Raw genomic sequence first — 15,419 nt, 5'->3', positions numbered from 1 at the left:
GATTAGTAATAATTTCAATTGATAGGTTTAATAATCCTTGTATTTTTTATAAAAACTTTCTTGATTCGGTTAAAAATTGAAAAAGAAAGGTTTAGCTATCAATGTCTAGTTGCAAACCAAATAGTAGTTTAATTATGTTAAAACGAATTGTTGTTTTTTTATTATTTATTGTTTCTTTTTCCAGTTGCTCGAAGTTCAACGATGATACTTTGTTTTCTAAACAAGAATCAGACGATACTGGAATTAAGTTTGTAAATAAAGTAGTGAATGGTCCAAAAATGAACCTGTTTAAATACAGAAATTTTTATAATGGAGGAGGAGTTGCAATTGGAGATATTAATAATGATGGATTATCCGATGTTTATTTTACTTCTAATCAAGGTTCTAATAAATTATATCTCAATAAAGGAGGCTTTAAATTTCAAGACATTTCTAAATCGGCTGGAATTGAAGGGACTAAATCTTGGTCAACAGGAGTTGTAATGGTTGATATTAATGCCGACGGTTTACTGGATATTTATGTTTGTAATGCTGGGAATACCGAAAGTAAAAATCAAGAAAACGAACTTTTTATCAATAATGGGAACCTAACTTTTACTGAAAAGGCTGCGGAATATAATCTGGCAAATACAGGAATAACTACGCATGCCGCTTTTTTTGATTATGATAAGGATGGAGATTTAGATTGCTATATTTTGAATAATAGTTTTATTCCAGTAAGCAGTTTAAATTATTCAAATAAAAGAGAATTACGTGACAAAGATTGGGATGTTCCTGAGATTTTAAAAGGGGGAGGCGATAAATTGCTCCGTAATGATAACGGTAAATTTAACGACGTAAGTGAATCTGCCGGAATATATAGTAGTCTTATAGGATTTGGTTTAGGAGTAACCGTTGGAGATGTAAATGGAGATTTATATCCGGATATTTACATATCTAATGATTTTTTTGAGAGAGATTATTTATACATTAACAATAAAAACGGGACTTTCACAGAACAAATACAAGACTGGGCAACTCATACAAGCCAGTCGTCGATGGGTGCAGATATGGCGGATATTAATAATGATGGTAAAGCTGATATATTTGTTACAGACATGCTTCCAGAAAATGATGAACGTACTAAAAACGTAACCAGTTTTGATAACTATGATTTGTTTTCCAGAAAATTAAATCTAGATTTCTATTATCAATACATGCAAAATACTTTGCAACTCAATAACGGGAACAATCAATTTAACGAAATTGCTCATTATGCCGGTGTTGCAAAAACGGATTGGAGTTGGGGAGCGTTACTGTTTGATATGGACAATGATGGATATAAAGATATTTTTGTAAGTAACGGAATTTACAATGATCTGACCAATCAAGATTTTATGGATTTTTTTGCAAATAGTTTTTTTCAAAAATTGGCAACATCAGGTAAGAAAGATGAGATGGAAATGATTATTGCTAAAATGCCTTCTACTCCAATCCCAAATTATGCCTTTAAAAACAATAAAAAAATAACTTTTACGAATGAGGCGCAAAATTGGGGATTAGATACACCAAGTTTTTCAAATGGATCTGCTTATGGAGATCTTGACAATGATGGTGATTTAGATTTAGTTGTCAATAATGTCAATATGGAAGCTTTTGTTTATAAAAATAATTCAGAAAAAAATCCAAAAAATCATTTTGTTAAAGTGAGATTAAAAGGAGATAATCAAAATAAATTTGCGATTGGGAGCGTGGTAGAATTATTTTCCGGGAAAGAAATAATAAGACAAGAATTAGTTCCTTCAAGAGGTTTTCAGTCGTCTGTAGATTATGTGATGACTTTTGGAATCGGTTCTAAGAAAATCGATTCTTTACAGGTAATTTGGCCAAACAGCAAATTTCAAACTATAAAAAAGGTAGTAAATAACACTACTTATAATTTAAATGTTACTGATGCAAAATTAAATTATAGCTTGAAAAAACAGGAATCAAAACCGTTTTTTTCTGAAAAGAAAGCAACCTTTTTAGCGCATAAAGAAAATGAATATATCGATTTTGATTATGAAGGTTTAATTTCCAAAGAACTTTCGCAAGAAGGACCTAGTCTTGCTGTAGCAGATATTAATGGGGACGGTAACGATGATGTTTTTATTGGCGGAGCCAAAGGACAAAGGGGGAAGATCTATTTGAATAATGGGAATGATAATTATACAATTAGCAATCAAAAGGATATAGATAGTGATGCTAATTATGAAGATACGGCAGCTAGCTTTTTTGATGTTGACGGTGATGGAGACCAAGATTTATTGGTTGGTTCCGGTGGAAATGAAAAAGAGGACCAAGCAAATTATAAAAATCGATTGTATTTGAATAATGGAAAAGGAGTTTTTATAAAAAGTAAAACGATTATTCCAACAGCCAATTCGAATGTCTCCGTAATAGCTCCAAATGATTTTGATAAAGATGGTGATATAGATGTTTTTATAGGAAGTAGAAGTGTTCCAGGTATTTATGGTGTAGATCCAAAACAATTATTATTAGAGAATGATGGTAAAGGTAATTTTAGGAATGCTACAGGTAAAAAAGTTTTCAAAGGGAATGAATTAGGAATGATTACGGATGCAGTTTGGGAAGATATTGATAATGATGGCAAAAAAGATTTAATTATTGTAGGTGATTGGATGGCTCCAAAAATTTTAAAAAATACTGGGAAACGATTGGTTGAATACAAATCTAATTTAACAGAATACTCCGGTTTTTGGAATGCAGTTAGTTGTGTAGATGTCAATAATGATGGGAAGAAAGATCTAATTCTGGGGAACAAAGGAACCAATACTTCTTATAAAGCATCCAATGAAAACCCGATGCGATTGTTTATTAATGATTTTGATGATAACGGAACTATTGAGCAAGTTGCAACCAGATCGATTAATGGCAAAGATTTTCCAATTCATCTAAAAAAAGAAATAACAGCACAAATTCCGATGTTGAAAAAGAAGAATCTAAGCTATTTGGACTATTCAAAAAAGACATTTCAAGAATTATTTGCTCAAGAAATTCTGAGTAAAACTATACAAAAAACCGCTACTATTCAAGAAAGTATAATTGCAATTAATACTGGAAATGGAACGTTTAAAGTGAAAGTTTTGCCTAAAGAAGTTCAGTTTTCTTGTGTAAATACAATCTGTACTTTGGATGTAAATCACGATGGGATTTTAGATATTATTCTAGGCGGCAATCAATATGAATTTAAACCACAATTTTCAAGATTAGATTCTAATTATGGAAGTGTTCTTCTAGGTGCTAAAAATGGAATTTTTTCATGGTTGCCTTATGATAAATCAGGTTTCTTTATTAAAGGAGAAGTGAAACATGTTGGGACAATAAAAAATAAAAACAATACTATTTCTTTATTGGCTGTTATAAATGATAATATTCCTAAAATATTTAAACTTAATAAATAATTTTTTGAATAGAATTTATTTTGCAGAAACTATATTGGTTAATAATAAATTTAGCGTTTTGAGACAATAAATTTATTTTAATACCACTTAAGCTTTTATTTTAACGCTAAAAAAACTGATCCTTTTTTTTCATAAATCAGTCATATAATTACAGTCCCATCCTTTTTTGTCTTGTTTTCTAAAAAAAAGTATGATTTGGAATTACTAGGATTAGTTTCTTCGATTTTATTGGTTTTTCATTACAATTATTGCTATTTGAAATGAATTTCAATTCGTTTGCTCATGAAAATTGAGCTGTGCCTCTAAATCATAAAATATTTATTTAAAGATTATGGATTTTGTTACTATATGATCTTTAAAAATTAATAAAGCATAAGGTTTTTTTTAACCGTACAGGTATTTATAAAAAGAATAGTTTTTTGAACTCTTTTTTTTATAAATACCTAATTCTATTCTGCATAGTAAATTAATAAATCTTCGGTTAGTTGTTTTTAGAGGTAATGTTATGTTTTTCAGTTGCATAAAAAAACAACTGATGGATTATTTTGACAATGCTAAAATACTATTAACAAAAGATAATTTTGTATTAATCAAAGGTTTTCATTGTTATTACATTTGAAAATCTGTTTTTATATCTATTTAAAAATATAGTATGTATAAAAAAAGAATATATTTTTTGACAAAAATATATTTACAAGACTATTAACAAACTAATCAATTAACCATTTAACAAACTAAAAATTAATTATGAAAAACTATTTATTTAGAAATTTACTCCTATTTGGAGCTTTTATGATTTGCGGTTTCATTCAAGCCCAAAGTGTTTCAGGTACAGTATCGGATGTTAGCGGTAATTTACCAGGGGTAAACGTTTTGGTGAAAGGAACAACTAATGGAACTTCAACAGATTTGGATGGGAAATTCAAGTTGAATAACGTTACAAATAATGATATTTTAATCTTTTCATATCTTGGTTACGTTTCCCAAGAAATTAAAGTTGCAGGAAAATCAATCATTAATTTAAAACTTCAATCCAGTTCAGCAAATTTAGATGAAGTTGTTGTTGTTGCTTACGGTTCAAGTAGAAAGAAAGACTTGACTGGAGCGGTTTCATCAGTAAGTTCAGAGAAATTAAATGCAATCCCAGTTTCTTCGATAGATCAAGCTTTGCAAGGAAAAGTATCTGGAGTTCAGGTGACTAATAATTCAGGAGCTCCCGGTTCTTCAATGCAGGTTAATATTCGTGGTGTGGGTACTTTTGGTAAAACTACACCTTTGTATATTGTTGATGGTTTCCCAACTACTGATATTTCGTATTTAAATGCTAATGATGTACAATCATTGACAGTCTTAAAAGATGCCTCTGCTTCTGCATTGTATGGTATGAGAGCCAGTAATGGTGTTGTGATTATTGAAACTAAAAGTGGTAAAAAAGGCGCTATTACTGTTGATGTTAATTCATGGATGAGTTCAAATACAGTTCCTAAAAAAATCCAATTATTAAATGTTAACGAATTTGCAGCATTTGCTAAAGAAATTAAAGGTACAGCTTTAAAAGATTCTTATTTACCTGAATGGGATAATCCAAGTGCATTAACCAATGTAGATTGGCAAGATGCTACATTTAGAACTGCGATACGTTCTGGACATAACATAAGCATCAGAGGTGGAAATGAAATGTCAAAATTAGCTTTTACAACTGGAGTATTAAATGAAGAGGGTACGGTAATTGGTTCTTCTTCAAAAAGATATAATGTTGGAATGAAAGGAGATTTTACGATTTCTGACAAATTCATAGCTAAATCCAGTTTGAAATACGGATACCAAGAAACCTACCAACCATTAGGTCCTGGTTATTATGGATTATCTCAAATGTATACAAACGTTCCTTATTTATCAAACACTACTGGAACTAATTTACCTGTTAGTAATGGTTTGTATGGAGCATTTCCAGATGCAGATGCAACTTCAACCAGTACAAATTATATTGCACAGGCGTTAGAGCAATCGAATAGCAATGGTAGAAACACATTTCAAGGAAGTTTAGGATTAGAATATGATATATTGAAAGGTCTTGTTGCTAAAACGAATCTTGGTTTTACGACTAGAAATTATGCAGGATCTTCATTTCTTCCAAAATATAAAAGATCTGTTATAAATAATGACCAACGTGACAAAGCAATATATAATGTAAGTCAAAATACTTCAAAGGAATGGTTAGCGGAAGCATTTTTAGAATATACTAAAACATTCAACAAGCACAAATTTTCTGTATTGACTGGTTATACTGCTCAAAAAGAGGCTGCTTCTATAGTTTCTGCAAGAGGACTTGGTTTTTTAACCAATAACATTAGAGATTTGTCACAAGCACAAACAGTAGATAGCAATCAAGGGTATTCTTCAACGCAAACTTTAGTGGGAGCATTGGCACGATTAAACTATAACTATGATAGCAAGTATTATATTACAGGTACTTGGAGAAACGATGGTATTGGAAATCGTTTTGTTATAGAAAATTCAAGAGCAAATTTCTTTTCTGCTGCCGGAGGTTGGAATATAGATGAAGAAGCATTTATGGATGGAAGTGTTTTCAATGTATTAAAATTACGCGCTTCTTGGGGACAAACTGGTAATGCATTGGGTGTTTCTCCTTTTCAATATCTTGCTAATTACAGCAATGGAACAAGTGGAACGGATGATTCAGGGTATATTTTGGGTGATTCACCGTACTTGTCTTCAGGTTTAACTCCTGATAATACACAGAATAAAAGTTTAACATGGGAAAAACAAGTTCAAACGAACGTAGGTTTTGAAGGAGAATTGTTTAATAATAGTCTTTATTTTACTGTTGATTACTTCGTTAAAAAATCGTCTGATTTCTTGTTTAACAAAGTTACTCCAGCTCAAAGCGGATTTTCTACAGGAGCTGTAAATGCAGGTCAAATTTCAAATAAAGGTTTGGAGCTTTTAGTTGGATATAGAAAAACTAAGGGAGAGTTTACATGGGATGCTTCTGTGAATCTTACGACAATCAAAAATAATATCGATAAACTGGCGGATGAGAACACCAAGTTTGTTTTATTGGAAGAAAACTTTATACCAACTTGGGCAACTAACTGGAAAGATGTTACAAGATCTTATGTTGGTGGAAATGTAGGTACATTCTATGGTTACAAAGCAGATGGAATTTTCCAAACACAAGGAGAAATTGATGCTCTTAATGCAAATGCCCCAGGTGGTGCATATCAAAATCCAAAAACATCTCCTGGAGATAGAAAATTCAAAGATTTGAATGGAGACGGAAGAATCACTGATGAAGATAGAACTGTAATTGGTAGTCCAATACCAAAAGTTTTTGGGAACTTTAACTTTAATGCTAAATATAAATCTTTTGATTTAGGGATAGATATTTATGGAACTTTTGGAAATGATATCTTGAATTATTCAAGAGTTGAACAAGAGACTGCTGGTGGTTTTAATTTAGGTCAAACCTACACAAACGTTAGTAAAGATTACTATAACAACCGTTGGACTGTTGCAAATCCTTCTAATGAATATGCAAGAGCAATTGTAGATGATGTTGATACTAAGAATAATAGAGTGTCTGATCACTTTGTTGAAGATGGTTCTTATGTAAGATTAAGAAATGTAAAATTTGGCTACACATTCCCTTCTTCAATGATTAAAACGATTGGGATGACGAATTTAAATGTTTTTGTAAGTGCTCAAAACTTACTTACCATTACAAAATATAGTGGTATTGACCCAGAAGTAGGGCAACTTGGATCTAATATAGATGGAAAAACACTTGATACTGTTCAAGCAACAGGAATTGATATAGGAGCTTATCCAGTTTCTAAATCTCTTACCGTTGGAGTTAATTTACAATTTTAATAATATTATTAGTCATGAATAAAAAATCATATAAAATAAATCTTTTAAAAATTACTGCAGGATTTGCAATATTGATAGCAATTGGCTGTTCTAACGAATTTTTACAAGATAAAAATACTAAAGGGATTACTGACGAAGTTGTTTTTGGTAGTGATCTTACTGCGACTGCAGCAATAAGTGGGATTTATGATGTCTTGCAATCAGATTCTGACGGTAGAGAATACGATACAAAATCACTATTTGTACCTGCAAATTATACGACCCAAGATTATGAAGATTCTGGTGCGGATACTGAATTTAAAACCTACAATATAGGTACTGATTCCGGACGCTTTAATAACCTATGGATTATAAATTACAAAGGTATTGGAAGAGCAAATATTGCTTTGCAAAAATTACCAAAATCTATTGAAAGTGGTTCAATTAGTAAAGATTTAGGAAATAGACTTATTGCGGAAAGTAAATTTCTTCGTGGTTTGTTGTACACTATGTTAGCACAAAATTTTGGAGGAGTACCAGTGGTGGTAAACCCATCTGGTGGAGATGTAGCTGTAGATGATTATGCTCCTAGAAATACACAGGATGAGACATTTGCTCAAGTAGTTGCTGATATGGAAGCAGCAATTCCAAATTTACCTTGGAGCTATGGTCCGGAGGATAAAGGTAGAGCGACTAAAGCTACAGCATACCATTATTTAGGGAATGCTTATATGTGGATGAAACAATACGATAAAGCTGCAAAAGCATTTGAAGCGCTTGAAGGTCACGCACAATTAGAAGCAGATTTTTTAAACGTTCATGCTGCTGCAAATAGAAATGGTAAAGAATCTTTATTTGAAATTCAGTTTTATGATAAAGCATCGGATATGGGTTGGGGACGTAATGACAACGTAACTGCTTTGCAATCGTTCTGTATGCCAAATGAAATTAGTGGTTGGGGAGGTTATATAAACGCGACCAAAGTACTTTATGATTCTTTTGAATCTGGTGATAAAAGAAAATTTGCTACTGTAATTGGTCCTGGAGATGTACATCCGGATCCATTATGCCAAATAAAAGATTTTCCAAATAACAATATTTATACTGATGCTCCTGCAAATACAATAAAAATGAACACTGCCGGTACAGTTGCAAAACCTTGGACTGCTGTAAGTAATGCAGGTTATTTTTGTGTAAAAACATGGAGAGATCCAGCGTTAACAGGAAATGGGAATGGAAAAATATTTGGTGGTCAAAATCTTATTCTGGCTCGTTATGGAGAATCATTGATAAGTCTAGCAGAATGTTATTTGAATTTAGGTAAAACTGCGGAAGCAATTACAACTATAAACAAGATTAGAACTAGAGCTGGTTTAGCTTCTCTTACTGCTATTACAACTACAAACATATTAGATGAATACCGTCATGAAATGGCCGGAGAATTTACACTTTGGTATTTGTACAGAAGATCTGGAAAGGCTACTGAATATATCAAATTGAGACATAACATTACAATACCGGCTGGTAGAGAATTAATGCCATTGCCAAAATCACAAATTGATGCAAATCCAAATTTAGTACAAAATACTAGTTATTAAATATTTTTTAAGAATAGGCTGTTCAATAAAGACAGCCTATTTTATAAGTTGAATTAATACAGTTTATCCCCTTTTGTACAATTGAGAAAGACAACGACAGTTTTTCATTGAATGAGTTTGTGATTCAATAATTGGATTATAACATGAATTGATTCTTAAAAGCATATGTATTCGGGATACATTAGAATAAAATAATTTGTTTTTTGAGTTTGTTTTAAAAGATTCCCTAATTGAGCAATTAGGGAATTTTTTTATTAAATTTTAATAGGGTTGTAAATAGTTAAAAATGAAAAAACGAAAAAAAATTATAGTGCTGTTCTTTTTACTTCATTTTGTAATGTTCTCTCAATCTAAAGCAATAGTACGTGGAAGAGAACATATCTCAATTGATCGTAATTGGAAATTTGCATTTGGTCATCCATCAGATGCAAAAAAAGATTTTAATACGGGAACGGCTTATTTTTCCTATTTAGCTAAAGCAGGTTTTGGGGATGGAGCCGCTAGTGCTAATTTTGATGATCGATCTTGGCGAAATTTAAATGTTCCACATGATTGGGGTGTGGAACAGGATTTTAGTAGTAAAGCCAGTTTTAGTCATGGGTTTAAAGCGATTGGAAGAAACTTTCCAAACAAAACTATTGGCTGGTATCGCAAGAAAATAACCATTCCTGAGAGTGATTTAGGACGAAGAATTTATATTGTTTTTGATGGGGTTTTTCGAAATTCAATTGTTTGGATAAATGGACATTATTTAGGAAATCAAGATAGTGGCTATTTAGGTTTTGAGTACGACATTACAGATTATATTAATTATGGAGGAGAAAATTCAATTGCAGTTCGCGTCGATGCAACCATGGAAGAAGGTTGGTTTTATGAGGGTGCTGGAATTTATCGTCATGTTTGGTTGAATAAAACAAATAATCTGCACGTTCCTGTCAATGGTACTTTTGTGCAAACAAAAACCAAAGATAATGCTACAACAATAAATGCATCAGTTTCGGTTACAAATGAAGATAAAATGTCAAAATCCTTCAAAATCCTTCAAACTGTTTTTGATGCATCAGGAAAGAAAATATCAGAAAATACGATAAACTCATGCAGTTTAAAGCCTAGAGAAACAAAAGACTTTACTTCAGATATGAAGGTTCAAGATGCTATACTTTGGTCAATTGAAAATCCGTATTTATATAAAATGGTTACTTCAATTTATGAGGAGGATAAATTAGTAGATAACTACGAAACCACTTTTGGAATAAGAACAATTCGGTTTGATGCCAATGAAGGTTTTTTTCTTAATGGAAAACACCTTAAAATAAAAGGAACCAATAATCATCAAGATCATGCAGGAGTAGGGGCAGCAATACCGGATGCTTTGCAAGAGTTTAGAATCAAAACCTTAAAGTCATTTGGCAGTAATGCTTACAGATGTTCTCATAATCCGCCAACACCTGAATTATTAGATATCTGTGACCGCTTAGGGATGCTTGTAATTGATGAAAATCGTCTCATGGGAAGTACTCAAACTCAATTAGGAGATGTGAAAAAGTTGATTGAACGAGATAGAAATCATCCTTCAATTATTAGTTGGAGTGTGGGAAATGAAGAGTGGGGAATTGAAAACAATATTGTTGGAGCCAGAATTGCAAGTACTATGCAGTCTTATGTTAAATCAATTGATTCGACCAGATATGTAACTGCAGCATTTAGTGGAGGAATAGGTAGTGATGGAATTACGACTGTTATGGATTTGTTAGGAATCAATTATATCGTGAATAAAAGTACTGACGAACAACACAAATTATTTCCCAATCAATTTATTTGGGGAACCGAAGAAGGAAGTACTAATGCAACTCGTGGCGAGTATTATCGGGACAATAAAAAACATATTATGCCAGCTTATGATAAAGCGCCAAGCAGCAGTTTTATTAGTATAGAACAAGGCTGGAAACACTATAATTCACGTCCTTATTTAGCAGGAATGTTTATCTGGACCGGTTTTGATTATCGTGGAGAACCAACTCCTTTTGAGTATCCTTCTGTAGGATCATATTTTGGTATGGTAGACCAATGTGGTTTTTATAAAGACACTGCTTGGTATTTAAAAGCATGGTGGCAAGACGAGCCAGTTTTACATCTATTACCGCATTGGAATTGGGCTGGAAAAGAAAATCAAGATATAGAAGTTTGGGCGTACAGTAATTGTGATGAAGTAGAACTTTTTTTAAACAAAAAAAGTTTAGGTAAAAAAACAGTTGAAAAAGACGGCCATTTAGGGTGGAATGTAAAATATAATCCAGGAACTCTGGAAGCTATTGGTTATAAAAACGGTAAAAAAAATATAATCGATGTTGTAAAAACAACAGGAGTTGCTGCCAGTTTAAAATTAGAATCGGATAAAATTGTTCTTGACGCCAATAAAAATGATGTGGCTGTAATCAAGGCAAGTACACTGGACAAAAAAGGATTGCAAGTTCCTATTGCAGATGATGAAGTAACTTTTTCTATCACTGGACCTGCAGAAATAATTGGTGTTGGAAACGGAAATCCTACGTCATTAGAACCCGATAAATTTTTAGAAACGATTACAGTTTTGAATATTGAAAATCTTAAAGAGAAAGAAGTTGAAAGTATTACTTCATTAGAACAAACAAAAGATAACATCGCGATTGTTTCATGGGAAAATGCTTTTAGAGAGGAAAGAGATAGTGTTTTTGGAAAAAAAGTAAAAGCAATCTTGTATAGAACTGATTTTGAACTGTCCTCAAATTATAAGGAATCAAGAATTACATTCTTTTATAATAGTTTAGGAAAACAGCAATCTATTTTTATTAATGGTAAACAAATAGCAAATGCAATTCCTGAAAATAAAAATGGAGATACATTTGTTTTGGACAAAACAATGCTGCGTTCAGGTAAAAATACCATTGCAATCCTTTCCGAGCCATTATTAAAAGTAAAACCATGGGATGTGATAAATCAAAATGCTGGTTCTATTCAAATTCTTACTTCGGCAGAACAATATAAGCGCAAATTATTTAATGGTTTGGCTCAAGTAATTATTCAAACGACAGGAGAAGCAGGAGAAGTTAAACTTACTGCTACTTCAAAAGGATTAAAACAAGCAGTCATTTCTATTAAAACAATTAAATAACACCACTTAAGATGAAAAAAACAACAATAAGTTTTCTATTATTACTTTTCACTTTTATAGGCTTTAGCCAAGGAAATAAAGTTACTCAAACTGGTGGAAAATATGATGGTCTTGCCATGACTCCACCTATGGGATGGAATTCCTGGAATACTTTCGAAACCAATATTGATGAAAAGCTAATCAAAGAAACGGCAGATATTATGGTGGCTTCGGGTATGGAAGCGGCCGGTTACAATTACATAGTTCTTGATGATGGCTGGATAGCCAAAGAACGAGATAAAGACGGTAATCTTGTTGCTGATCCAGTAAAATTTCCAAGTGGTATAAAAGCATTAATTGATTATGTTCACTCGAAAGGATTGAAATTTGGATTGTATAATTGTGCAGGTACCAGCACTTGTGCCGGATATCCAGGAACACGAGGATATGAATACCAAGACGCTAGGTTTTATGCTAGTTTAGGGATTGATTTCCTAAAATACGATTGGTGTAATACAGCAGGAATAAATGCTCCGGAAGCTTATGCCACTATGAGTAACGCGCTTAAAACTGCTGGTAGACCTATTGTTTTTAGTCTTTGCGAATGGGGTGATAACAAGCCATGGGATTGGGGGAAGCCAATTGGGAATCTCTGGCGAATTTCAGGAGATATTTATCCTTGTTTTGATTGCGAGTTCCACCACGAAGAAGGAAATTGGTCGTCATGGGGATTTATGAAAATTGCCGAAATGCGTAAAGACATTCGTAAGTTTTCGGGACCAGATCATTGGAATGATTTTGACATGCTGGAAGTGGGTGATGGAATGACAAATACCGAAGATAAAGCTCATTTTACGATGTGGTCGATGATGGCTTCACCGCTTATTGCCGGAAATGATTTTAGAAAAATGTCAAAAGAAACATTGGCGATTTTAACCAACAAGGAATTAATTGCGGTGAATCAAGATAAATTAGGCATTCAAGGGTTTAAATATTCATCAGAAGATGGACTGGAAGTTTGGGTAAAACCGCTATCCGATGATAATTGGGCAATTACTTTTGTAAACAGAAGCGATGTTACTAAAAAAGTAAATTTCGATTGGAAAAAACAACTCATAAAAGATACCGATTTTAATTTAGAAGCAAATTTTAATACCACTTCTTATAAAATTAAAAACCTTTGGAAAAACAAAGAAGCGGGAAATACCAAAAAAGCTTTTGTTGCTAATTTAGCGTCGCACGATGTAATTACTTTGAAATTAATTAAAATATAAAGATGAATGTAAAATCTAAAATTATAATACTATTGTTTTTGTTTTGTTGCTATTTTTCTAATGCTCAATTTGTAAAGCATCATGGGCAGTTGCAAGTTGTAGGAACACAATTGGTGGACAAAAACGGAGATGCTATCGTGCTTCGCGGTCTGAGTTTTGGCTGGCATAGTTTCTGGCCTAGATTCTATAATGAACGAGCAGTAAATTGGTTGAAAAAAGATTTCAAATGCAATGTAGTCAGAGCTGCAATGGGCATTGAAGTAGGAGATAGGCCCTATATAAAAGAACCTGTTTTTTCGAAAGAAAAAATAGAAGCAGTTATAAATGGCGCTATCAAATCTGGAATTTATGTGATTATAGATTGGCACAGTCATAATATTAATCTAAAGGAATCTAAGGAATTTTTTGCAGCAATGTCAAAGAAATACGGTAAATATCCAAATGTGATTTATGAAGTTTACAATGAACCGGATTATGAAACTTGGGAAGAAGTAAAAAGTTATTCCGAAGAAGTAATCAAAGTAATTAGGGAGAATGGCCCAGATAATATTATTCTTGTGGGTTGCCCTCATTGGGATCAGGATATTCATCTTCCTGCTACAAATCCTATAAAAGGCTATGATAATCTAATGTACACGATGCATTTTTATGCAGGCACACATGAAAAATGGCTGCGGGACAGAACCGATGAAGCTATAAAAAGCGGATTGCCGGTCTTTGTTTCAGAATCTGCGGGAATGGAAGCTACTGGTGACGGACCTTTGAATTACGTGGCTTGGCAGGAATATATTGATTGGATGGAAGCTAGAAAATTGAGTTGGATTACTTGGTCCGTTTCTGATAAAGAGGAGAGTTGTTCTATTCTAAAAAAATCCGCTAATTCAGATGGTAATTGGAAACATGAAGACCTGAAAGAATCAGGAATAAAGGTTCGGGAACTTTTGCGAAAGTATGCTATCAAAAAATAATTCATTAAAACTCTGAACGCAAGTTTGGAGTTTTTTTTTAAGCAATTTTTAAGCGAATATAAGATTCAAAAGCAAACGGTTTGATTAGATTTGGTGAAATTATTATTGATTTTAAATTTAAATGATTTTATATGTAATTTATGATAATTTGAAGCGTTATTAACGAAATTGAGTTTATAATTATAAAAAATAAGTAATAGTATTGAATTATAAAAATTAAATTATGAATAGAAAAGAGTTTTTTGCAAGAGTAGGATTTGGAGCTGCTGCAGTTTTATTGCCAGCTTGTGTTGCTGGATTAGCAACAAGTTGTTCCAGCGATGGAACAACGTCAGGGACAACAGCTGGAGTGGATTTTACTGTGGATGTGAGTTCCGGAACTTTGGCTACTAATGGTGGATTTATGGTTTCGCAAGGAATTGTTATTGCCAGAACACTAACAGGAGATTTTATAGCAGTTTCGGCTTCATGCACACATGAGGGAACAAGTGTGAATTATAATTCAGGCGGAAATAAATTTGTTTGTCCAAATCATGGAGCACAATTTAGTAGTACAGGAACTGTAACTTTAGGTCCGGCAACCCGTAATTTAACAAAATACAATACGTCATTAAGCGGAAGCACGCTAAGAATTTTTTCATAATAACTTTGAGGTTATCGAAAAACAAATCTTTTTAACTTTCGAATAAAATAATCAAGGAATTAATAACCATTTAAATAAAATGATGAGTAAAAAAGTAAAAATAATTTTTGTTTCACTGATTGTAATTGCGCTTGTTGGATTATTGGGGTATAATTATGTAATGCATGGAGGCGAAAGAAATTTAACTACAGAAAAGACTGATTTCACTGTTACTTCTGCAAATATTATTGCTGAATTCACAAAAGATATAGATGCATCAAATAAAAAATACCTAGAAAAAGCAGTTGCAATAACAGGAACAATTACTAGTGTGAATGCAACTGAGGTTATAATTGACAATGCTATTATTTGTAATTTAAAAAAACTGGATTCTTCTATCAAAAAAGGCCAAACTGTAACCGTAAAAGGTAGAATTGTTGGCTATGATGATTTAATGGGAGAATTAAAACTGGATCAATGTTTTATAATAATTAATAATTAAATTAAATGA

8 protein-coding genes are annotated in these 15,419 nt (G+C 32.4%); all 8 read left to right on the top strand.

Annotated features, from left to right (window positions below; genetic code table 11):
* The first annotated feature begins 134 nt into the window (after positions 1-134).
* Entirely contained in the window at positions 135-3,443 is a 3,309-nt protein-coding gene (locus ACM55H_RS04500) for a VCBS repeat-containing protein (RefSeq protein ID WP_416835365.1), read from the top strand.
* A gap of 747 nt (positions 3,444-4,190) precedes the next feature.
* A complete protein-coding gene (locus ACM55H_RS04495) occupies positions 4,191-7,337 on the top strand; it encodes a SusC/RagA family TonB-linked outer membrane protein (protein ID WP_416835364.1) in 3,147 nt (1,048 codons plus the stop codon).
* Between the two features lie 14 nt (positions 7,338-7,351).
* Positions 7,352-8,914, top strand: coding sequence for a RagB/SusD family nutrient uptake outer membrane protein (locus ACM55H_RS04490; protein WP_416835363.1), 1,563 nt, complete (start codon positions 7,352-7,354; stop codon positions 8,912-8,914).
* A 286-nt stretch (positions 8,915-9,200) separates the two neighbouring features.
* Positions 9,201-12,065: a beta-galactosidase GalA gene (gene galA / locus ACM55H_RS04485; RefSeq protein WP_416835362.1), complete on the top strand. Its 2,865-nt coding sequence runs from the start codon at positions 9,201-9,203 to the stop codon at positions 12,063-12,065.
* 11 nt (positions 12,066-12,076) lie between these two features.
* Positions 12,077-13,318: a glycoside hydrolase family 27 protein gene (locus tag ACM55H_RS04480; RefSeq protein ID WP_416835361.1), complete on the top strand. Its 1,242-nt coding sequence runs from the start codon at positions 12,077-12,079 to the stop codon at positions 13,316-13,318.
* Positions 13,319-13,320: 2 nt separating this feature from the next.
* Positions 13,321-14,286 carry a glycoside hydrolase family 5 protein gene (locus ACM55H_RS04475; RefSeq protein ID WP_416835360.1) on the top strand — a complete coding sequence of 322 codons (966 nt, stop codon included), beginning with the start codon at positions 13,321-13,323 and terminating at the stop codon, positions 14,284-14,286.
* 223 nt (positions 14,287-14,509) lie between these two features.
* Positions 14,510-14,929 (top strand): QcrA and Rieske domain-containing protein, encoded by a 420-nt coding sequence (locus ACM55H_RS04470; RefSeq protein ID WP_416835359.1) that lies wholly within the window; start codon positions 14,510-14,512, stop codon positions 14,927-14,929.
* A gap of 79 nt (positions 14,930-15,008) precedes the next feature.
* The gene (locus ACM55H_RS04465) at positions 15,009-15,410 is read left to right on the top strand and encodes an OB-fold protein (protein WP_416835358.1); all 402 of its coding nucleotides are present in this window, start codon (positions 15,009-15,011) and stop codon (positions 15,408-15,410) included.
* The last annotated feature ends 9 nt before the right edge of the window (positions 15,411-15,419 follow it).

Origin of the sequence: Flavobacterium cryoconiti, assembly GCF_048158645.1 — a bacterium.
Lineage (GTDB): Bacteria > Bacteroidota > Bacteroidia > Flavobacteriales > Flavobacteriaceae > Flavobacterium > Flavobacterium cryoconiti.
The sequence above is the reverse complement of the archived record's forward strand: the minus strand, read 5'-3'. Positions and strand labels throughout refer to the sequence as shown.

What these genes read in the sequence shown, in the direction of transcription:
- ACM55H_RS04500 (WP_416835365.1), top strand. Translation starts at nt 135, where the DNA reads ATGTTAAAACGAATTGTTGTTTTTTTATTATTTATTGTTTCTTTTTCC.
- ACM55H_RS04495 (WP_416835364.1), top strand. Translation starts at nt 4,191, where the DNA reads ATGAAAAACTATTTATTTAGAAATTTACTCCTATTTGGAGCTTTTATG.
- ACM55H_RS04490 (WP_416835363.1), top strand. Translation starts at nt 7,352, where the DNA reads ATGAATAAAAAATCATATAAAATAAATCTTTTAAAAATTACTGCAGGA.
- galA (WP_416835362.1), top strand. Translation starts at nt 9,201, where the DNA reads ATGAAAAAACGAAAAAAAATTATAGTGCTGTTCTTTTTACTTCATTTT.
- ACM55H_RS04480 (WP_416835361.1), top strand. Translation starts at nt 12,077, where the DNA reads ATGAAAAAAACAACAATAAGTTTTCTATTATTACTTTTCACTTTTATA.
- ACM55H_RS04475 (WP_416835360.1), top strand. Translation starts at nt 13,321, where the DNA reads ATGAATGTAAAATCTAAAATTATAATACTATTGTTTTTGTTTTGTTGC.
- ACM55H_RS04470 (WP_416835359.1), top strand. Translation starts at nt 14,510, where the DNA reads ATGAATAGAAAAGAGTTTTTTGCAAGAGTAGGATTTGGAGCTGCTGCA.
- ACM55H_RS04465 (WP_416835358.1), top strand. Translation starts at nt 15,009, where the DNA reads ATGATGAGTAAAAAAGTAAAAATAATTTTTGTTTCACTGATTGTAATT.